The sequence below is a fragment of the Mesotoga sp. B105.6.4 genome, assembly GCF_002896535.1.
In the GTDB taxonomy this organism is placed as follows: Bacteria; Thermotogota; Thermotogae; order Petrotogales; family Kosmotogaceae; genus Mesotoga.
Map to the genome: position 1 here is coordinate 1 of NZ_JWIM01000015.1, position 20,285 is coordinate 20,285.

At 46.3% G+C, this 20,285-nt stretch carries 26 protein-coding genes and 1 pseudogene; 16 read left to right on the forward strand and 11 right to left on the reverse strand.

What is annotated here, in order from left to right:
- Positions 1-219, forward strand: a pseudogene (locus tag RJ60_RS04675) (IS1634 family transposase); the annotation flags it as partial.
- A gap of 96 nt (positions 220-315) precedes the next feature.
- Complete coding sequence (locus RJ60_RS04680) at positions 316-1,080, forward strand: carbohydrate ABC transporter permease (protein WP_258006182.1); 765 nt, start codon at positions 316-318, stop codon at positions 1,078-1,080.
- Between the two features lie 25 nt (positions 1,081-1,105).
- Here the strand turns inward: RJ60_RS04680 and RJ60_RS16485 are convergent, their stop codons facing one another.
- From RJ60_RS16485 to RJ60_RS04690, 3 genes are all read right to left on the reverse strand, one after another.
- A complete protein-coding gene (locus RJ60_RS16485) occupies positions 1,106-1,183 on the reverse strand; it encodes an FMN-binding protein (protein ID WP_374704103.1) in 78 nt (25 codons plus the stop codon).
- Between the two features lie 119 nt (positions 1,184-1,302).
- Positions 1,303-1,500 (reverse strand): hypothetical protein, encoded by a 198-nt coding sequence (locus RJ60_RS15990; protein ID WP_146028896.1) that lies wholly within the window; start codon positions 1,498-1,500, stop codon positions 1,303-1,305.
- A gap of 66 nt (positions 1,501-1,566) precedes the next feature.
- Positions 1,567-2,040: a flavodoxin domain-containing protein gene (locus RJ60_RS04690; protein ID WP_103134169.1), complete on the reverse strand. Its 474-nt coding sequence runs from the start codon at positions 2,038-2,040 to the stop codon at positions 1,567-1,569.
- 242 nt (positions 2,041-2,282) lie between these two features.
- Here RJ60_RS04690 and rpsF point away from each other — a divergent pair, with 242 nt between their 5' ends.
- The 10 genes from rpsF (at position 2,283) to RJ60_RS04740 (ending at position 8,499) form a co-directional block, all read left to right on the forward strand.
- Positions 2,283-2,756, forward strand: a complete 474-nt coding sequence (gene rpsF / locus RJ60_RS04695; protein ID WP_099829383.1) for a 30S ribosomal protein S6 — start codon at positions 2,283-2,285, stop codon at positions 2,754-2,756.
- 3 nt (positions 2,757-2,759) lie between these two features.
- Complete coding sequence (locus RJ60_RS04700) at positions 2,760-3,221, forward strand: single-stranded DNA-binding protein (RefSeq protein WP_099829384.1); 462 nt, start codon at positions 2,760-2,762, stop codon at positions 3,219-3,221.
- Positions 3,222-3,236: 15 nt separating this feature from the next.
- The gene (gene rpsR, locus RJ60_RS04705; RefSeq protein WP_099829385.1) at positions 3,237-3,470 is read left to right on the forward strand and encodes a 30S ribosomal protein S18; all 234 of its coding nucleotides are present in this window, start codon (positions 3,237-3,239) and stop codon (positions 3,468-3,470) included.
- Positions 3,471-3,522: 52 nt separating this feature from the next.
- Entirely contained in the window at positions 3,523-3,978 is a 456-nt protein-coding gene (gene rplI, locus RJ60_RS04710) for a 50S ribosomal protein L9 (protein WP_099829386.1), read from the forward strand.
- A gap of 1 nt (position 3,979) precedes the next feature.
- Entirely contained in the window at positions 3,980-4,831 is an 852-nt protein-coding gene (locus tag RJ60_RS04715) for an MBL fold metallo-hydrolase (RefSeq protein WP_099829387.1), read from the forward strand.
- Between the two features lie 33 nt (positions 4,832-4,864).
- Positions 4,865-5,308 carry an NfeD family protein gene (locus tag RJ60_RS04720; RefSeq protein ID WP_099829388.1) on the forward strand — a complete coding sequence of 148 codons (444 nt, stop codon included), beginning with the start codon at positions 4,865-4,867 and terminating at the stop codon, positions 5,306-5,308.
- 22 nt (positions 5,309-5,330) lie between these two features.
- Positions 5,331-6,263 carry an SPFH domain-containing protein gene (locus RJ60_RS04725; RefSeq protein ID WP_099829389.1) on the forward strand — a complete coding sequence of 311 codons (933 nt, stop codon included), beginning with the start codon at positions 5,331-5,333 and terminating at the stop codon, positions 6,261-6,263.
- Between the two features lie 5 nt (positions 6,264-6,268).
- On the forward strand, positions 6,269-6,820 hold the full coding sequence (locus RJ60_RS04730; protein ID WP_099829390.1) for a hypothetical protein: 552 nt from the start codon (positions 6,269-6,271) through the stop codon (positions 6,818-6,820).
- Positions 6,821-6,883: 63 nt separating this feature from the next.
- The gene (locus RJ60_RS04735) at positions 6,884-7,528 is read left to right on the forward strand and encodes a thioredoxin family protein (RefSeq protein ID WP_099829391.1); all 645 of its coding nucleotides are present in this window, start codon (positions 6,884-6,886) and stop codon (positions 7,526-7,528) included.
- Positions 7,529-7,539: 11 nt separating this feature from the next.
- The gene (locus tag RJ60_RS04740) at positions 7,540-8,499 is read left to right on the forward strand and encodes an NAD(P)/FAD-dependent oxidoreductase (RefSeq protein WP_099829392.1); all 960 of its coding nucleotides are present in this window, start codon (positions 7,540-7,542) and stop codon (positions 8,497-8,499) included.
- 43 nt (positions 8,500-8,542) lie between these two features.
- On the opposite strand, the gene RJ60_RS04745 is transcribed toward RJ60_RS04740, so the two are convergent.
- The 5 genes from RJ60_RS04745 to RJ60_RS04770 all read right to left on the reverse strand — a co-directional run bounded on the left by RJ60_RS04745 (position 8,543) and on the right by RJ60_RS04770 (position 12,959).
- Positions 8,543-9,526: an LD-carboxypeptidase gene (locus tag RJ60_RS04745; protein WP_243392261.1), complete on the reverse strand. Its 984-nt coding sequence runs from the start codon at positions 9,524-9,526 to the stop codon at positions 8,543-8,545.
- A gap of 312 nt (positions 9,527-9,838) precedes the next feature.
- Positions 9,839-10,585, reverse strand: coding sequence for an amino acid ABC transporter ATP-binding protein (locus RJ60_RS04755; protein ID WP_099829393.1), 747 nt, complete (start codon positions 10,583-10,585; stop codon positions 9,839-9,841).
- Positions 10,582-11,316 (reverse strand): amino acid ABC transporter permease, encoded by a 735-nt coding sequence (locus tag RJ60_RS04760; RefSeq protein ID WP_099829394.1) that lies wholly within the window; start codon positions 11,314-11,316, stop codon positions 10,582-10,584. Before RJ60_RS04760 ends, RJ60_RS04755 begins: the two co-directional genes overlap by 4 nt.
- Positions 11,317-11,326: 10 nt before the next feature.
- A complete protein-coding gene (locus tag RJ60_RS04765; protein ID WP_099829395.1) occupies positions 11,327-12,094 on the reverse strand; it encodes a transporter substrate-binding domain-containing protein in 768 nt (255 codons plus the stop codon).
- A 259-nt stretch (positions 12,095-12,353) separates the two neighbouring features.
- On the reverse strand, positions 12,354-12,959 hold the full coding sequence (locus RJ60_RS04770) for a deoxynucleoside kinase (RefSeq protein ID WP_099829396.1): 606 nt from the start codon (positions 12,957-12,959) through the stop codon (positions 12,354-12,356).
- Positions 12,960-13,177: 218 nt separating this feature from the next.
- Here RJ60_RS04770 and RJ60_RS04775 point away from each other — a divergent pair, with 218 nt between their 5' ends.
- From RJ60_RS04775 to RJ60_RS04790, 4 genes are all read left to right on the forward strand, one after another.
- Positions 13,178-13,636 (forward strand): hypothetical protein, encoded by a 459-nt coding sequence (locus RJ60_RS04775; RefSeq protein WP_099829397.1) that lies wholly within the window; start codon positions 13,178-13,180, stop codon positions 13,634-13,636.
- A 42-nt stretch (positions 13,637-13,678) separates the two neighbouring features.
- On the forward strand, positions 13,679-14,116 hold the full coding sequence (locus RJ60_RS04780) for a hypothetical protein (RefSeq protein WP_099829398.1): 438 nt from the start codon (positions 13,679-13,681) through the stop codon (positions 14,114-14,116).
- A 128-nt stretch (positions 14,117-14,244) separates the two neighbouring features.
- Positions 14,245-14,613: a hypothetical protein gene (locus RJ60_RS04785; protein WP_099829399.1), complete on the forward strand. Its 369-nt coding sequence runs from the start codon at positions 14,245-14,247 to the stop codon at positions 14,611-14,613.
- A gap of 291 nt (positions 14,614-14,904) precedes the next feature.
- Entirely contained in the window at positions 14,905-16,146 is a 1,242-nt protein-coding gene (locus tag RJ60_RS04790; RefSeq protein ID WP_099829400.1) for a glycerate kinase, read from the forward strand.
- A 67-nt stretch (positions 16,147-16,213) separates the two neighbouring features.
- On the opposite strand, the gene RJ60_RS04795 is transcribed toward RJ60_RS04790, so the two are convergent.
- The 3 genes from RJ60_RS04795 to RJ60_RS04805 are packed head-to-tail and all read right to left on the reverse strand — an operon-like array spanning position 16,214 to position 19,151.
- On the reverse strand, positions 16,214-17,047 hold the full coding sequence (locus tag RJ60_RS04795) for a carbohydrate ABC transporter permease (RefSeq protein ID WP_099829401.1): 834 nt from the start codon (positions 17,045-17,047) through the stop codon (positions 16,214-16,216).
- Positions 17,044-17,928: a carbohydrate ABC transporter permease gene (locus RJ60_RS04800; protein WP_099829402.1), complete on the reverse strand. Its 885-nt coding sequence runs from the start codon at positions 17,926-17,928 to the stop codon at positions 17,044-17,046. Before RJ60_RS04800 ends, RJ60_RS04795 begins: the two co-directional genes overlap by 4 nt.
- Positions 17,929-17,987: 59 nt before the next feature.
- Positions 17,988-19,151: an ABC transporter substrate-binding protein gene (locus RJ60_RS04805; RefSeq protein WP_099829403.1), complete on the reverse strand. Its 1,164-nt coding sequence runs from the start codon at positions 19,149-19,151 to the stop codon at positions 17,988-17,990.
- Positions 19,152-20,285: the final 1,134 nt, after the last annotated feature.

Genomic DNA, 20,285 nt, shown 5'->3' on the forward strand with positions numbered 1-20,285 from the left:
GCGCTTGTAATGGAGACTGCCTTATGTAGAAAGCTGAAAGAGATTGGAAGTGCTTTCTCTTACGCAGAAATACTTGAAGACTTGACAGAGATAAGGGCAGTTGAGTTAACGGTAGAAGGCAAACGCTTTCTTGCAAGGACTGAAATGATGGGCAATGCTTACGACGCTTTCAAAGCACTCAAAATAAGACCCCCGGATCTACTCAAAGAGATTGCATAACAGACCACTGTGGTGGTACGTCTGTTTTTCTTTTCATTTTTCCCCTTGTTTAGCTGTTTTTAGATTATGCGCTGTTAAAGTTGAGTCATAGCAATAATGTTTCCGATTTACTATGCCTTCACTATGAGCACATTCAACGAGAAGGAAGCCTACTCATTCCCTCCTAAGTTCATCCCAAGCATTCACGCATTCGATAACTATTCGACGGCCTGGAAGACCGTCAACATGGGAAGATTGATCTTCAACAGCGCATTCATTTCGATTACCGTGGCATTTGCAAAGATATTTCTTTCGATGCTCGCTGCCTTTGCTTTCACGTATTTTGGGAACTTCAAAGGGAAGTATTTCTTCTTTGCGATAATTCTGATTACTCACATGCTTCCGCTACCGATAAGAATTGTACCGACTTATGAGCTGATGAGAACTTTTGGCTGGATTAATTCATATAGAGCTCTCACGATACCGTTTTTTGCCAGCGCGACTGGAACTCTGCTTTTCAGACAGCTATTCATGACTGTTCCACCTTCGCTTTCCGACGCTGCAAGGATCGATGGAGCCGGACCCATGAGATTTCTGTTCAGTGTGTTGATCCCGCTTTCAAAGACTAATGTCGGGGCGTTGTTTCTGATTGAATTCACATATATGTGGAACGAGTACCTGTGGCCTATGATAGTTACCAACAGCAATAACATGCGTGTTGTACAGATAGGAATAAAGATGCTTCTTGCAAGTGAAGCTCAAGCGGCCGAATGGAATATCATTATGGCCGGAGCCATAATCGCCATGATTCCTCCGTTGATCATGCTGCTGCTTTTCCAGAGAACTATCATGGAAGGGTTCAGTCTGAAAGAAGAGAAGTAGACCGTCAGATAAGTCTTCTATCTGTTTATGTTGTGGCATTCTCTATGGCTTTCAAAATAACCTTGCTGCTGTAAGTGGCGCCCGAGATTACAGACCTCGACAGATTGGTTCTCTATTTAGGAGGCGAAGATTGCCTCTGCCAATTTTCCTCTGCCGTGATTGTGTCTCACTATTTCAGTCGATTTGATTTCGTGTCCGGAGACCACGACGATTACTGTCGCCCTATATCCCTGCCGCGAAATTTCCATCATAGTCTCCATCGGTTAATTGAGAGAGATTTAGCGGTGCGAACTCAAGTGTGTCGAGCTTCTTCAGTCCCTCTTCAAGCCCTGGAAAGATAAGCACCATAACGATTACGTTCAGTGCTGCAACTGCAATCACTATCGATATCAGTACTCTGGTAAGGTACTTCAGTTTCATCGTCTTTGCTCCCGAAGAAGATGAATTTCAGTAACTTGTTGTGCGGCTGTATTATAGCAAAGCTGGCTAAGCCTCAAAGTTTTTGACAAACTTATCGATGTTGCTTGAAGCAATGTGGGGCTGAGGTTTGCCTTTCGAAGCTGTTTTCAGCATCATTCTTGAAAGAAAACCGAGTCTTTCTAGATTGAACTCGCCACCAAAAAAACCTTTTGTCTTGCAATTGTCAAGAAACTCCTTAGGGAAGTTCTGAGAGAGGTACTCTCCAAAGTTCTCTTCTCCCGAACCCATGCAGAGAAATACTCCGAGTTTCTTCGACTTAAGGTCTTCAAGGTTCCTTCTAACAAATTCCGTTATCTCCTTGTTTGCCTTGCCGATTCTGATCGATGCCCCAACGATCACGGCATCGAATTCTTTGAGTTTCGGAGATGGGTCTTTCTTGATGTTGATTATCTCTGGTTCCTCAGAGAGTTTCTTTGAGATTTCGCTTGCACACTTTTCCACAGTTCCGCTCCAAGTCGAGTAGATTATCGCGGTCTTCATAAGAGACGCCTCCTAAAGGTGAGGATTGGTACTTCATTGTTTAACAAATACAGTTTACATGATAAGAGACTGCGAAGCCTTAGCAGATGAATAGTTTGAGTTATCTCCGTTGCCTGTAGCGTATTTAGTGTACAAGTCATCGATCGGACTTGAAGAATTCGGGCATTGTGTTATAATTCTATGCGTTGAATTCCCGCTTTGCCGCAGAAGGCAAGGCCACAGACCAAGGGAGGAGGAAGTTAATGAGCAGGATCTACGAAACTATGTTCATAGTCTCGCCGAAGCTAGATGAAGAGAATCGGAATGCGATGGCTGAAAAGGTTAGAGACTATATTGTTGAACGAGTCGGAGGAACAATCGAGAAGTTCGACAGATGGGGTGTCAGGAAACTAGCTTACAGGGTTACAAAAGGCTTCAGCGAAGGCGACTACACGGTTATTCAGTTCAAGGCTGACCCCGAATCGGTTGATATCCTCGAGAGATTCTTTGGTATCACCCCTGAAGTTTTCAGATGGCAGACATTCAGGAGAGAAGATCTTGAAAAGGCGGAGAAAAAAGCTTTGCTGAAAAAAGACGAAGCGGCAGAACAGCCGGTGGTTGAAGAAAGCGTTCAGAATGCTGAGTCAGAAGAAACACCGGTTGAAGATACAGCAACTGAAGAAGCGGTCGCCGTTGAAGTAGAAACTACTGAAGAAGAAAAGCAGACGGAGGAGTAAGAAATGTCGATTAGCTACAATCATGTTGTCTTGATAGGTAGACTAACTCGCGATCCGGAGATCAAGTTCGCTGCCAGTGGCACTCAAATTGCAACGTTCACTCTTGCAGTTGACAGAAATGTCGCGTCATCCAATAACGACAGTACCGACTTCATAAGGATTGTGACCTTTGGAAAAACAGCGGAGTTCGTTGGCAACTATTTAACGAAAGGCAGACTTATACTTGTAGAGGGCTCTCTCAGAATTAACAAGTGGAAGACGCAGGACGGTGAATCGAGGTCAATGGCCGAGGTTGCCGCCTCCAACATACGATTCATGGAGACAAAGGCACAGGCTCAACAGAGTTCTGGAGGTTTTGAGAGATCGACTCAGGATAATGATTTGGTTGAGAGCACTGGAAACGATGACATTACTTTCTTTGGAAGCGACACGGGTGACTCCGGAAGCGACGATATCCCATTTTGAGGCAGGTGGAAGATTATGGTAAAAGATAATAGGCGAAGAGGAAGAAGCAGAAGAAAGTGCAGACTCTGCGGTACAAAGACAAAGTACATTGACTATAAGAACACTTCTTTGTTGCGCGACTATGTTACCGAAAAGGGCAAGATTATCCCAAAGAGGATTACAGGTAACTGCGCGAAACACCAGAGGATGGTGAAGGAAGCGATTCAGAGGGCGAGATTCATGGCGCTGCTTCCTTACACAAAAGAGTGATAGAGTCAGTCAGGGAGGCGAATAGCCTCCCTTTTTTAAAAGGAGGTTTCTTATGAAGGTGATTCTTCTGAAAGACGTAAACAACGTTGGAAAAGCCGGTGAAGTGAAGAACGTATCTGATGGTTACGGTAGAAACTTCCTTATTCCAAAGGGGTTTGCAGTTGAAGCCAATCAGAAAGAGATGGCAAAGCTCAAGCACATTCAGAAACAGCAGGAAGAAAAGGAAGAAAGAATAAAGAAGGCCAGTGAAGATCTGTTGCACGAGCTCCAGAAACACCACTTCGTGATAAAGGCTAAGTCCGGATCTAGCGGCAAGCTATTTGGAGCAGTCACCTCCGGAGATATTTCCAGCCACATCAAGAGTTTGCTTGGTCTTGTGGTCGATAAGAAGAACATAGAGCTAGAGGAACATATCAAACAGACTGGTGAATACAAGATAGATGTTAAGCTTCCGGGAAATGTTAAAGGAAAGATTGCATTGAAAGTGGAAGGGCTGGAGGAAGACTGATTTGGAGTTTCAGATTTTCTCGAAGGCTCTCTACTCAACATGGATTCTATATCGACCCGAAAGGATACTCTTCGATGTGGGAGAGGGTATATCCACTGTTCTTGGCAACAGCGTCTATGCGATAAAAGATATCTTCCTTACCCACGGTCATGTCGATCACATTTCCGGACTCTGGGGCCTGATAAATACCCGAAACACGGCAATGGGCGACCGGAACAAGCCTTTGAGAATTAGTTTCCCCTCGGGCAATCGAGCTATCGAAGCTTACCTCGATTTTATCATTGGAATGAATCCTCGATTAAGATATAACATGATAGTCAACCCGATAAACGTCGGAGATGAAGTGTATCTTAGAACTGCAGGCAGCTTCAGGAGACATGTTACTCCCTTCAGAGTGAAACATACAATCGGCGAGATCAGCTACGGTTACCATATCTATGAAGAGAGAAAGAAGCTAAAAGAGGAATACGCCGGTCTCTCATCAAAGGAGATTGCCGGTGTAGTCAGTGAGAAAGGTAGAGAAGAGATTACTGACACTTATCTTAAGAAGATCGTGACCATCAGTGGAGACACATTCGCACTTCCTCCCGAGGTTATTGCCGATTCGGAGACGTTGCTCCATGAGTGCACTTTTCTGGTCGGGAAGGATAGAAGGAATCAGAATCATTCCAGCATTGAGGAAGTAATCGACAGTGTGAGAAATAGCAAGGGTATAAAGAGATTGATATTGTATCATATATCGGGACGGTACACATCCAAGATGAAAAAATGGCATAATATAATTAAGAAGGAACTTGACGGTTCCGAACTTGAGGTGTTTCTTGTTCACCCGGAACATGTTTTTGAACTGTAAGGTTGTTCTGAGTACTCCGGGAGGAGGTAAAGAATGGGCTACATAGGCTGGATGATTTTCGGCGTTGTCTTACTCGTGGCAGAGATAATTACTCCTACGTTCTTCTTTCTGTGGTTTTCTATTGGTTCCTTTCTCGCAGGTCTGGCATCAATGTTTTCTTTCGGTTTCGGCTGGCAGGTACTTGTCTTTGCAGTAAGCAGCTCTTTGTTGGTGCTTCTAACAAGACCGATTGCCAGAAGGCTTTCAAAAGGTGATTCGCCGAGGAAGATGTACATAGACGGAATGGTGGGCTCTTTGGGACGTGTGATGGTCGAGATTAACCCGGTGCTGGAAAAAGGCAGGGTCAGGATAGAAGGAGAAGACTGGAGAGCCAACTCGATTAACGGTGAAGTAATACCGGTGGATACCGTGGTGAAAGTGGTGAGACTGGAAGGTACTCTGGTCTATGTCGAGAGAGTAAACGATAACACTCAGTGAATGATAGAAAGGGGGATCAGAAATGGTTTTTTGGTTGATACTTGCAGCAGTAATATTCATCATTGCAGCTTCAGGAATAAAGATTATCCGTCCGTTCGAGAAGGGACTGGTAGAGAGACTCGGAAAGTACAGAAGAGATGCAGAACCGGGTCTTCAGTTCATAATTCCGTTTATTGAAAGGATGGTAAAGGTCGATCTCAGAGAGACAGTTATCGACGTGCCACCTCAAGAGGTCATAACAAAGGATAACGTTGTCGTCACCGTTGACGCTATCATATACTTCCAGATAACCGATGCATTCAGGGTCGTATACAACGTCGCTAATTTCGAGATCGCAGCCATAAAGCTGGCTCAGACAAACCTAAGGAACGTTATCGGTGAGATGGAGCTGGACCAGACACTTACCTCAAGAGAGCGAATAAACGTTACTCTGAGAGAGGTACTTGACGAAGCCACGGACAAGTGGGGAGTCAAGGTCACTAGAGTTGAGATCAAGAAGATCGATCCACCTCAGGACATAATGGATGCCATGTCCAAGCAGATGAAGGCTGAGAGAACCAAGAGAGCCGTCATTCTGGAGGCCGAAGGTTATAAGCAGTCGGAGATAACGAAAGCCGAAGGCGATAAGATGTCCGCGATACTTCAGGCCGAAGGTCAGAGCGAATCAATAAAGAGAGTCGCAGAAGCCAACAAGTTCAAGCTGATAGCAGAGGCCGAGGGTCAGGCTAACGCTATAGTTAACGTCTTCAAGGCCATTCATGAGGGTGATCCGACGAAAGACGTTATTGCTATCAGATACCTGGAGTCCCTTAAGCAGATTGCAGATGGTAAGGCAAACAAGGTCTTCTTGCCTTATGAGAGCAGTGCAATGCTTAGCTCGATAGGTGCAATGGCGGAGATCTTCAGAGAAGGGAAAGACAGTTCAGACGGCAATGAGAAGGTAAGCAAGAAGTGATCTGATTGTTAGTCAGTGATATTGTTCACATTTTTCTGAGTTTCTTAATTATTACTGTGTTGGCCACCGTCCTTTCGGTGGCCTCAGTTTTTGCCTTTCAGCGTCAAATAAGAAAACCGACTTTCTTTCTTCTGTTTATGAACATTGCCTTTGCAAATGGATTCATCTTTCTAAGTACTATGCTATTCACGGATAATTACAGACTTCACAATCTAGTCCTCTTCCTGATCGCCTATCTCTATGTATATGGATCGTTAGGCAGACACATGTCGAGATACGATGACACATTTCGTATGTTGTTTCTTTCCATGGGGTATACGCGTCAGGAGTTCTTCAAGAAATACCTCATCGTACAGGGAAAATGGAAGTTGGCCGACTGCATCCTTACCTTTTCTGCGATCGCAACTGTCATAAGGTTCTTATCTGACCACCTAAAGTATTTCTATCCCGACGAATGGCTGCAGATAATGCTTCTATTCACAGTCATCTGCCTGACCGTTGGCGTAAGCAGATGGTTTGGCGACAGTTCTGTAAACAAGCTGTCAAAGGAAGAGTAACATACAGATGATATCATACCCCTATAGGGTATGCATAATACGGAATTCCAAGGAGGTATAGTTATGGCAAAGTTATTTCCGGACAATACAATAAAACAGGTTAAAGAGGTCTTTGGCAGCATGGAAGGTCCTGTAAAGGCACTTCTCTTCAAGAGTGACAAGAACTGCGATTACTGTTCCACTGCCGAACAGATGTTGAAAGAACTCTCGGAAATTGAAGGAAAGATAACCTTCGAAGTTCATAATCTTGAATCGGAAATGGCCGATAAGTATCGCATTGATCTAGCTCCTAGTATAGTTCTGCTCAATCCGGACGGAGATGACAAGGGAGTAAGGTTCCTCGGCATACCGGCCGGTCATGAGTTCGGCACGCTTTTGCAGGACATTGTCTCTTTTTCTAAGGGAGCACTTCCAGAGCTTTCTGAGGACTCGATCAAGAAGATTGAAGCGATAAGTTCGCCTGTAGACATAAAGGTCTTTGTGACCACTACTTGCCCGTACTGTCCCAGGGCCGTTATCACGGCTCACAATATTGCTATGGCAAACAAGAATATTACTGCATACATGGTTGAAGCGAATGAGTTCACGGAACTGTCAAAGAAGTACGGTGTCTCTTCTGTACCACAGATTGTGATTAACGACAAGGTGACTTTCGTTGGAGCTTATCCGGAAGGTCAGTACGTAGATCAGGTATTGAAGGCCGTATAAGGAGGAGCAGAATGTCATTCTTCGAACTTGGCAGCGCAAAGAAATCCGTTTTGAGAGACTCTTATGATGTAGTTATTATTGGAGGAGGTCCTAGCGGAATCACTGCGGGAATTTATGCCGTTCAGGCAGGACTGAGTCCTTTGATCATCGAGAAGGCGCTGGATGGCGGGCAGATGAACAATACCCGGGCAGTTGAGAACTGGACGGGTTTCACCAGTATCAGCGGAATGGAACTGAGTGAGAAGATGGCTGAACACGCGAGAGCTTTTGACGTGCCTTTCACATATAGTGAGGTTGTCGATCTAGAAATTGATGAAGAGGAGAAAGCGGTTGTCCTTGACAATGGAAAGAAGATAATGTCGAAGGTCATTATACTCGCCACAGGATCGAATCCGAGAAAGCTCGGCGTGAAAGGCGAAGAAGAATTCAAGGGAAGAGGAATAAGCTATTGCGCAACTTGTGACGGACACTTCTTTTCCGATAAACACATCGCTGTAATTGGCGGAGGGAACAGTGCTCTCGATGAATCGCTTTATCTGAGCAAAATGGTTAGCAAGATAACAGTGATTCAGAATCTCCCGAAGCTAACTGCCGACAAACTTCTGCAGAAAAAGCTGAACGACACAGGTAAGGTTGAGTATGTTTTCAGTTCAGTAGTAGATTCAGTTGAAGGCGATTCTCAGCTGAGAAGGTTGAACATCAGGAGTGTCGACACTGGCGAAATAACTCCGCTTGAGGTGGATGGAGTATTTGTTTTCATTGGGCTAATTCCGAACTCTCAGTTCTTGAAAGGAAAGGTGGAGCTCAACGAGTTCGGTTATGTCAAGACAAACGATTTCATGGAGACAAACAAGAAGGCCGTCTACGCAATTGGTGATGTAAGAGAAAAAGAGGTTAGACAGATAGTTACGGCAGCGGCCGATGGATCAATAGCGATTTACCACGCGGCAAGAAACTATTTCTACGATTGACTAGACTCCATAGTATAGAAAAAGAGCGCAGGACGCTCTTTTTCTATTTTATTCTTGCCTCGGGAACTGGAAGAATCTCGATTGTCCCCTTCTCCATGTCTATTTCCACCCACTGACCTACGGGAAGTACAACCTTTGGGAAGTCCCCGTGGTAACTTGGCAAACCGATCCAGACAGGAATCTCTTTGTCCAGAAAATAGTCGTGTATCACCCTCTTTATGTCGTCTAGATCGCCGTTCTTGATCTCCGTGAATCCCGCAAAAACAACACCTCTGAGTGACGAAAAGTCATCTAGATGTGCAATATTCCAAATCATTCTCTCAAGTGATTCTTTTGTCTCGCTTACATCCTCAAGCACCAGGATAGCGTCCTTCAGCGAGCCCAGATATTCAGTCCCCTGAAGGGTCTGAAACAAAGAAAGATTTGCCGGTATAAGCCTTCCGGCCATCTTGCCTTCAATTACTGGAATGGACTGGTAATTGAAACGAATAGTCCTCTCTCCGTTGAATATCGCTGCGATGTTTTGGACTGACTGGGTGTCCGATCCAAGCTCGACCGCAACCATAGGTCCGTGGAACGTCGTTAGACCTGTCTTGAAATAGATCGAAAGAAGCAGTGCGGTGATATCGCTGTAGCCAACCAGGGGCTTCGGGTTTGAAGCGATCAAGCCCCAATCGAGCCAGTCCAGAAGGTTATACGAGCCATAACCTCCTCTGGCAGTGATAATCGCATCATATTCTGGATTTGCGAAGGCTTCGTTCAGCTCATTAGCCTTTTCTCTAGACGAAAGCGATACCTGGCAGCTTCTTCCAACTACAACACGGTATCCAACACTTCTCAAAGCGTTAACGCCGCTCTCAAGCTTTGCTCTTTCGGGAAAGCTTGCAGGAGCGGTGACGAAAATCGTTTTGATCTCTCTCGAAATCAATACAGGCGAAGTCAAAAGAATACCAGTACATACCATGATTGTCAACCATACCCTTCTCATGAAATCCTCCAGCTTGATGTGTCTACTATAGTTTGCCATTCATGAGCTCCAAAATCAACATGCAAGAGGCAACTCCCGAAAAAAAAACATGCCGTTGACGAATGAGATCGAGATAAGACGAGAAAGTGCGTCGCCGAGCCGTTCGCTGCGCTCACGAAAAGACGAGAAGCGAAAATAGGGACTGACGAGCTCCTGACGTCTGTACTGTTTTTCGCGTCCTCTCGCCCTCTCTTTCTCTCTCTCTTCCTCCTCTTCCTCTCTCCTCTTCCCGCTCTTCCAACCTCTTCCCTCTGGCCTCTTACGTCTTTTTTTGCGAGAGATCACGGAAGAAACCCTCATTGCAGGAAAGTGCTATACAATTGCCGAAAGGTCTGTCAAGAACTCGGTTACATCGTCTGATTTCGACTCGAAGAATTCTTTCGGACAAGAATCGGCAGTTATCTCGCCGTCCTTCAAAAAGATTACGCGATTTGCTATATGCTTTGCAAATTCGGTCTCATGGGTGACGATTATCATCGTCCTCCCTTCTGAGGAGAGCCTTCTGATTACTCTCATTACTTCGCCTACAAGAGACGGGTCTAGGGCCGATGTGGGTTCATCTAGGAGAACAATGTCGGGATTCATGACGAGCGCTCTGGCTATCCCCACTCGCTGTTGCTGTCCACCGGAAAGCTGAGAAGGGTAACTTGTAAGTTTTTCGCCAAGATTCACCTGCCTGAGTTGAATTTCGGCGGCCTTTCTTGCATCTGCCCACTTCATACCGTTGACCTTCACGAGAGGCAGAGCAACGTTATCGACAATCCTCAAATGACTAATCAGATTGAACCTCTGAAATACGAATCCAACCTTTGATCTGAAAGATCTAATTGATTGTCTCGTTCTCTCTACCTGTCTCCCCTTAAAGAAGACCTCGCCTTCATCGGGGGTTATTAGGTTGTTAATGCATCGGAGTAGGGTCGTCTTTCCCGCACCAGAAGAACCCAGGACAGCTATCACATCGCCTTCTTTGACGTCGAACGAGACGTTTTTCAAGACAGACAGCCCATCGAATGATTTTGAGAGGTTCGAGAGCTTCAAAATTACGTTTCTTTCTGTCATGGAATGGCAAGCCTCCTTTCAAGTATCCTTCCTACCAGAGAGATCAGCGATGTCATAAACAGGTAACAGGCGGCAAGTAAGATATACGCTTCAAACACTGCCAAAGTCTGTGTTCCCACCTGTCTGGCGCGCATCGTGAGATCGCCAAGGGCTATGACCGACACCAACGAGCTGTCCTTGATGAGCGTTACGAGTTGTCCGATTAGAGGGGGAATTGAGATTCTAAAGGCTTGTGGAAAGACTATAGAGAACATTATCTGACTTCTGTAGAGTCCCATGGCCTCTCCGGCTTCCTTCTCTCCAGAAGGAACTGCGGCTATCCCCGCTCTAAAGATCTCGCCTACGTATGCTCCCTCAAATAAAGAAAGAGAGACAACTCCCGCCCAGAATCTATCGATGTTAACTGCAGAACCGAAGCCGTAGTAGACTAGAAGAATGACCACCAGTAACGGCATGTTTCTAAAGAACCAAACATAGAGAGTCCCCGCGTCACGCAGCAGATTGACTTTTGAATCTCGTGCAAGTGCTACCACAATTCCCACGATTACTGCAAGAGCAAGAGCGATGACGCTTAGCTGGAGAGTAGTGACGATCCCTTCGATGAAGAGTTTGTAATACCTGGCAAGCGATCTCCAGTTAAAAGGATACACAGCTGAGACTGATGAATAGGAGAACCAGAGCATTCCTGCGACTATTACTCCCAGAATGATTTTCGACATCGCTCTTGTCATAATTCTTTCCTTAGAACTCCGGCTGGTATTCCACGAACCAGTAGTTTTCAAGCTCTTCCAGTGTTCCAGTTGTCTTTACCCACTGAATAAAGGTGTTCAACCACTGAAGTGTTTCAAAGTCTCCGTTTGCAATTGCTACGCCAAAGTCCTCTCTTGTCAGTAGTTCTTCCGTCACATCGAGCTGATCGTATTTCTTTGCCATAAATCTTGCATAAATGGAGTCAAAGATCATTGCGTCGGCCCTTCCGGAAGCGACCTGGAAGGCAGCTTCGTCGATCGTCTCAAACATGAAGATCTGGGCATTGGAGAGGAGTCTGGTTGCTGCTTCTGCGCCCGTCGAACCAAGTTGTACAGCGATCTTGACATCGGGATTGTCCAGGTCTTCCTCGGTGGGTGGAACCGTGTACCTGTTTGTGTTGTAGAGAATTATCTGACCCACTGTCAGATAGGGATCAGAGAAGTTCACTCTCAGAGCCCTTTCCGGAGTTATAGTCATTGCAGACCAGATTATGTCGAATTTGTTTGACATCAGAGCAGGGATTATTCCATCCCAGTTCACAACTACGAATTCCAGTTTCACGCCAAGGATTTCGGCCATCCTCTCGAGGATCTCCACTTCCAAACCGATTCGTTCGCCATCGGGATTGGTTCCATAAAGGGGCATATAACCTGCGTCCTGCCCAACTCTCAGAACACCTCTTTGCCTAACGTCGTCGATCAGACTTCCAAATGCCATTGTCATACAGATCAAAACCGCAAGTACCAGGAACTTCTTCATTCCACACCTCCAATAAAAAAAGACCGGGCCATAAGCCCGGTCTGTTGATTTCCTTAAGAGAGCACGACTAGAAGGTGCCGCCTCCCTCAACCGGGCGCCACAGTCTGTGATGATGAAGCTTGTTTGTCATAAAGAATGAATTCGAACTAACTCTCACACAGATCACCTTCGTAGTGTTTTGATAATTGATAGTATCAACATCTTGTACAGAATGTCAAGTTACGATTTCTGCAAATCTGTTAAGGAATGAACAGCGCCTCTACAGGATTCTCTTTATTTCGCCTATGATTCTCTCTGTCTTCTCTGGATTAATGACGATATCAACAGATCTGGCATCTATCTTGTAGACCGGAGAAAGGTCGTATTCTTCAATCCATTGCGAGTACAACCTGTCGAGCTGCTCCCAGTAAGCTATTGGAACTGCAGTCTCCATCTGTCTTCCTCTCCGCCTTATCCTGGCAAGAATCGTATCGACGTCCGCATCGATATAGACCAGCAAGTCAGGCTTCTTCAAGTACTTTATCATTGAATCGAACATTGTCACATAAGCTGCGAATTCCCTTTGAGACATCTTCCCGGTCTCAAAAAGGTTGCGAGCAAAAATCTCTCTGTCTTCATATATCGAACGATCGAAGACGGTGTTGTCTTTCTCTTCAGCCTGTTTCAGAGAACAGTACCTGTGAAATAGAAAGTATGTTTGGAGATGATATGACCATCTCTTTTGATCGTAATAGAAATCCTCGAGGAAGGGATTGTCGGAAACGGATTCGTAGTGAATACTGAATCCAAGACCTTCTGCAATAGCGCTCGCTATAGTAGACTTACCCGCGCCAACATTCCCGGCCAAAACAATAATCTTGCCCAAGACAACACTCCTCCGCGATGAATGAATATGTCTAAGAAATTCTATCATCAATACACTTGATCGGCTACAAATTGAGATCCATTAGACCTTTCTTTTGCTTTAGTCCTCAGAGCTATTATATTTCTATACAGTGGTCCTAATGCTGATAACGGTCGGGTAATGTTGTATAATTGGTATGTACTTAGGTCGAGTTCGCGCGTTGCAAAGGAGGGATAGAAGTGAAGAAACTGTTGTTATTAGCTGTTGTTCTTGGTCTGGCTATCGCCGTTTTTTCCGAACCACTAATCGTTTGGCCCGATAAGGCTCATGGTAAGCCACTGGTAGCGGGTCTGCACTTTCCCGTCTATGGAGAGGCAAAGCTAGACGTTTTTGGAAACATAACGGGATGGACGGGTCCTAACCTGGGCTTGGGCTGGACATGGAAGACCTATTTTAGTCCACTCGAGCTTCAGAAGATTAATCTCTACTATGAATTTGGAACGAATGTTGTTATCTTCCCATACGTTGGAGTCGGCTTTGATTACGCACTGGTGCTTCAGAACAACCAGACACTTCTGGTCGGAGCAGGTGTTTCTGCTTCACCATTAACCGTTCTGGGCTTTTTCTTCGAGTCACCTTCAGCGATTCTATCGTCTGTCTTGAGTTCGGTGAGACTGAATGTCGCGGTAGTTTTTTGATTGACAGATATGTATAATTGACCCCGAAAGGGGTCTATTTTTTTGAGCGAACATGAGAAGAACGAAGAATCTGAAGAGCTTCAAGTAGAGAATCAACAAGACAGCGAGATCAAAGCCGTGTTGCAGAAATACACGATAGTCGCTGTGATAGTCCTGGCAGTGGTTATTATGCTGCTCTCTTCAAGAGGCCTGGTCGAAGAATTCGACCCCGAGATGGTTTATCCCGCTATAGAAGAGACCGCTATTTTGTTCGTCAACCAACACGTGCTTTCAGGAGAGGTGAAAGTTGACCACTTGGAGTTAGTAGCCGTTGAATACGCGGAAGTTGATTGGGGAGAGTACTCTTACGAGGCACAGATTGAGTTTTCCAGTTCCGGTTCAACTGAAAGTATTTTCACGTCATGGTATTACAGGATCAGGGATGACAATATCGACCTCGCCCGGTACTCATTCGATGGACTGGAGTGGTTTGAACCCTAACTGTTATCATCCTTGCTGTATGCTAAAAATTGCTTCTGGAGAATGAACATACGTTGACTTAATGAGGCCATTAAGTGTAAAATCAGTAAGTAGGATAGGTTCGATATCACTTAAAAGGGGGTAATTTGATGAAAAAAGTCCTTATTCTTGTGGCAGTTCTTCTGGTTGCATCTGTTTTTGTGGCCGCTCCGAAGAACTTCATTCTCGGCCAGGGCCTGTATGGAGATGTAGTGTATGATCTAGCAGGAAACATCACCGGCTACGAGGGAATGGATTTCTATCTATTCCAGTCAAGCACTTACTACGAAAAGCCGATGACACCAAATGAGCTAAACGCTTATACTTTCGATGGGAAGTTCCTATTCTTCATCCCTGTGTTCGGCAGAGGATGGGAATTCATTCTGAGGCCGGTTGATAATATAATTCTCAGTGCAGGACTTAGTTTGCTATACAACTTCCTCCCCGGGCCATATCTATACTTGACCATACTTCTCTGAGCCTTTCAGAGATGAGAAAAGACGGTGTGTATGCACCGTCTTTTTCTTTGATTTGTGCTTATATGTGCTGCAGACTATTCTCATTGTAGGCCGGCTGGTTTCCTGGAAAAAGTCTCCATCAAGCAACCAGTTTAGGTTCTAATCTATTTACTGCAACTGCTTAATACAAGTCAGAGGAGCGCAAGAATACCTGTTCATAACGATGAATTTTCTTAACTAGTATAGAATTGAATCAGACTAGCATTTCCACTATGGACAGATTCTTTTTCGGTGCTATTGAGGAGGATTGTTTTGAGAGAACTTAGAGAAGATGTGAAGTACATAATCGAGAAATCGATCGAAGCCGTTCAACCTGAGAGCTCGGTAAAAAAGGCGATCGAAAAGGCGGGGCTAACCGGTCCGGTATTTCTTCTTGCGATTGGAAAGGCAGCATGGAGAATGGCCAAGGCAGCAAAGGAGAAGCTCGGCGATGAAATCGAACGCGGTGTAGTCATTACTAGATATGGCTACAGTCAAGGAGAAATCGAAGGCATAGAGATATTTGAAGCGGGGCACCCGATTCTAGATAGGAAGACAGTCGAAGCTACCGATCATGCGCTGAAGTTAATTGAATCCGGCAAGCCCGATAAAATCCTCTTTCTTATATCGGGGGGAGGATCGGCACTGTTCGAAAAGCCTGCCGATGGCGTTGCTTTCGAAGATCTTGTGGAGGTTAACAACAAGCTTTTCCGCTCCGGTGCCAGTATCGTCGAGATCAACACAGTAAGAAAACGACTTTCTTCAGTGAAGGGCGGCCGTTTTGCAAGGCTCGTCGCTCCGTCACAGATATATACACTTGTTCTTTCAGACGTTCTTGGCGATCGCTTGGATTCGATAGCGTCCGGGCCGACCTATCCTGACAGCAGTACAAGCGAAGAAGCACTTGCCGTGATCGAGAAGTATGCGCTCAATCTCAGGCCCGAAGTTGTTGAAGCACTGAAGAAGGAGACCCCTGATAGACTTCACAACGTTCAGACCGAGATAATCGGAAGCATCACAAGAGCCTGCGAATCGGCAGCGACATTTGCTAGAGAGCTGGGCTACAACTCTTCAATAGTCACCACCTCACTAGATTGCGAAGCGAGAGATGCCGGAGTCTTCTTGGCCGCAATCGCAAGAGAAGAGCGCTTCAACAGACCTACAAAGAGACCTGCGGCGTTGATACTAGGTGGCGAAACGGTAGTGCATGTTCGGGGAGAAGGTCTCGGAGGCCGTTGTCAGGAGATGACTCTCGCCTTTGCAATCGCAGCAGATGGAATGCAGAACGTAACACTCGCATGTGTAGGTACAGACGGCATTGATGGTCCTACCGATGCGGCTGGAGCAATTGTCGATGGAAACTCTATGAGCAGAATGATCGATGCCGGAATAGATCCGCAACTGTTCCTTCTCGATAACGACTCCTACCACGCTCTGGACAAATCAGGGGATCTATTCAAGACGGGCCCGACGGGCACGAATGTCAACGACCTAATAGTGCTGCTGTGCGAATAGTGTCGATAGATGTAATAATACAAAGAGGGAATTGACCGTTCATCCAATTCCCTCATTTCATAGTATTCTATTTGATTGTCCATCCTACCATTCCCCTTACATAATATCTCTGCAAGAGGACGTAAATGAGAACGGGAACTGTCATGACGAGCAAAGACGCGGCCGAAAGCAGTCCCCAGTCAACATGGTAAACACCTCGCATCAGCGGGATTCGTTGAGTCGCGAGCAGCTTTTCCGGTGAGTAGATAAGGATGAGCGCAAGAAAGAAATCACTCCACACCCAGGTGAACTGCAGAGCAGATGCAGAAGCAATAGCGGGGAATGCGTTAGGGAGAACCACGCGGAAAAATATGCCGAAGTCGCCGGCTCCATCGATTCTTGCGGCCTCTTCCATGTCTGCAGGAAGAGTCTTGAAGTAGTTGCGCATGAAAAAAGTTATCCACGGAATTCCCCACGCAGTATGAAGCAATATGAGTCCAAAGAAGGTGTCCACCAACCCAAGGTTGCTCATGATTCTGAAAATGGGTATGGCTATCATCTGCTGAGGAAGAGCAAGCGTTAGCACCACTGTCAATATGAAGGTCTTTCTCAATGGGAATCCGTACCTCGAGATTCCGTAGCCGGCCAGTGTCGCAAGAAGCAGAGGAGCAATAGTAGCTGGAATCGCTATCATTAGCGAATTTATCATTCCCTTGTATAGAGCCGCTGTCCGGTGATTCAACGCTCCGGAGAAGTTCGAGAGAGTCGCATTGAAGGGCTCGAGCTTCCACCATCCATCGATTACCTCGCTGAAAGGCCTCAAGGCCGTCATAACAACACCCATAAGAGGCAGTATCCAGATTAGAGCAACTATCCAGGCTACAACAGTCTTCACAAGAGTCTCTCGTCTCGTTCTCTTCATTCTGCCTCATCCCCCGCCGACTTCATCATTGGTATCGCCGCTAGAAGAGTCGAACCTGCGATTAGCACTGCAACAACAGCTGACTTTCCAAAATCCCACTCTCTGAAGCCGTAGAGATACATCTGGAGCGCCAAGACGTTAGATGAGCCGCCTGGCCCACCCATCGTTGCAATGTAGACAATATCGAAGACCTTCAGCTCCCATAGAAGCGTCATTGTAAGTACTACAACAGTTATAGGTTTCAGCAGGGGGATAGTGATCTTGAAAAGCATCTTCGCCTTCGAAGCTCCATCTATCTGTGCTGCCTCATAGTATGTGCTTGGGATTGTCTCGAGTCCTGCAGAATAGAGAATCATGGAGAAACCTGTCCATAGCCACACCGAACCGAAGATCAGTGCAAACAAGGCCGTCTCTGGATATGCTGTCCAGGTTTTCGTTTCTAATCCAAGTATCTGAAGAACAAGGTTCACAACGCCCACGTTCTCTTCGAACATGAATCTTATCATTATTCCCCCAACGATCATAGGCATTACCATTCCGAGGAAGATCACGGACTTGACAATCCCTCCACCCTTCACACCTCTCAGAAGAACGGCAAGAAAAAGACCGACGATGGTCGTCAGCGGTAAATGAATGGCTATCCAGAGGATATTGTGGATCAACGAACCATAGGGAAAGCCTCTACTGAATCCTCGCGTATCCAGAATGTCCCTGCTGGAGAAAACCTCAATGTAGTTCGAAAGTGAGATCTTTCCGTCATCGTCCACGAAACTTAGAAAAACCGTATTCAGAGTTGGATACAGAACGAAAACAACCAGGAGGAACAAGGCAGGTAGAATGAAGTACAAGAAGTGTTTTAGCTTAGCCTTTCTTACAGCCAACTATCTCACCTCCGAAAAAAAAGTAGTGGGACCCTCAGGGCCCCACTACAGTTCACGAATTAATTAGGCATCTTCTCGTCAAGATCCATTAGAGCGTCATTGAGTCTTTCTGGGCGGACCCAGATGAGCTTCAGTTGATCCCAGAATGCGGTTTGCCATAGACCACCAATAGAGTCATCAAGATCGTTGAGAGTTTGAACTCCCTCAGTGAGTTTCGCGATTTCCATGTCGACGGCCGGGTAGTTATCCATAGCTACTTCGACCGTTGCTATATGGCCACCCTGTGCGACCTGAATGCTCTGCCCTTTTTCACCGGCAAGGAATTTCACGAGCTCGAGAGCTTCCGCCTTGTTTGTGGCGAATTCTGGAACGAAAGCGTAGTCGATACTGAAAACCATTCCTCGATTCCCCGGGAGGCTGAAAACAGCGAGATCATCGGCATCTTCTACCATTCCGGTTATCCATTGCCCCATGAAGTATAGGCCGTAATCTCCTTTCCACCACTGTTCCAGTATCGTTGTCCACTCAGTTGGTACACTGAAGAATCCTCTCTCGATCAGATAGACTAGCTTGCCCATGGCATTTCGAACGGCATGGCTTCTCCATGATGTATTCCCTTCGATAAGATCCTTCTGAAGTTCCGGCCCACCAAACGTTATCAAGAAGTGCTCTGTGACATCAGAAAGAGGCCATCCTACACCATTACCACTTGCAATGGCATTTTTCACTCCAGGCAACGAGTCGATTTTCTCAAGAAGTGCAACAAACTCCTCCCAGGAAGAAGGGACTTCCAAGTCGTGAGCCTCAAAGAAGGATTTTCTGTACCAGAAACCTGGTTTTACCTTTGCCGTGTAAGCTATTCCATAGACCTTTCCGTCTGCGGTTGTTACGTTGTCAAGTGCGCCCGGAATATAAGCATCTCTGTCAATTACATCGGTAAGCTCCGCTATGTTCTTCGTGTTGTTTGTTATGAAACTAGACCACATGAATATCACATCAGCGGGAGCCTTCCTTGCGGCAAACTGAGCAGGTAAGACATTTGCCAGATCCTCTGCCCTGTAAGTCTGATAAGTGTAATCAATTCCCGTTTCTGCCTTGAATGCCTCCAGGACCGGAATGAAAGCATCCATTTCGGAGCCGGACCAAGGTCCGATTACCGAGACGGTACCTGCAAATAGCGCAGTGGTAAGTACAACAAGAACTGCTACCAAAAGCTTCTTCATCAAAAATACCCCCTTTTTCAATGATCGATGTGCTTTTTAGTCAGCAATTCCCTCAAGACCGCATCCACAAAGAAAACCGGGCGCGAGCTTACATCTAAACCAGAAGGGCATACAACTCTTCGACTGTCCTTAAGAGAAGATTGTTCAACACCTATCAATATTATAGTAAGTTATACGTCTTACTGTACGTAACAGTCTTTCCAAGTTCGCCAGATATTCTTGCTACGAGGAAAGAAGCGGAATCGTATTCAATAAGATCGATCGAGACAAGACGAGAAGAATCATTTTGAGACGTTCGCTGCGCTCACGAGCAGACGAGGGAAAAGTTAGTCACTGCTGAAGTAAGACGCAATGCCGCCTTCGGCGGGACGCAAGGCGCCGAAGAGCATCGGCGGACGCAAGGCTGGCTTCGCCAGGTCGCAATGCCCGGAGAAGCATCCGGGGACGCAAGGCTGGCTTCGCCAGGAAGTGAGGCTCGCTGGCGCGAGGAAGTGATGCCCGGAGGAACGTCCGGGGAAGTGATGCGCCGAAAGATCACCGGCGGACGCAAGGCTGGCTTCGCCAGGAAGTGAGGCTCGCTGGCGCGAGGAAGTGATGCTGGAAAAATCATCCCAGGAAGTGATGCCGCTTTCAGCGGGAGGATTCAGAAGCCAGTCTTTGCTTTGCAGAGGTAAGTTCCGCTTCGTGGGCTAAGAGCCGCTGAACGCTGGAGAGAACCGCTAGACGCCAGAAGTTCGCTGTACGCTTAAGAACAAGGCCCAGCTGAACGCTCTAAAACATGGTTCGCCGTTGACCGTCCAAGAGCGAGGATCCGTTCACCGATAAGACCAATCGAGAAGGAGCATTGTCGAGAGGTTCGCTGCGCTCACGAGAAGACGAGAACTCTCTCCTCTGTCTCTTTCTCTCTCTTCAACTCGTACCTTCCCGCTCTTACTAACCAAGAACAAAGCTACTAGCTCCGGAACGAGGAACTTGGGCGCAACGCGCCGGAACCGATCTTCCGATACTATCGGAGAACGGCGAACCGATAACGGATAACCGTTCCTGCGACTTGCATCTTGGAACTTGCAACAGTTTCAAAGATCGAGATCCTGGCCTGAACATTGTCAGGATGACGTGAAGTAAGAAAAGACA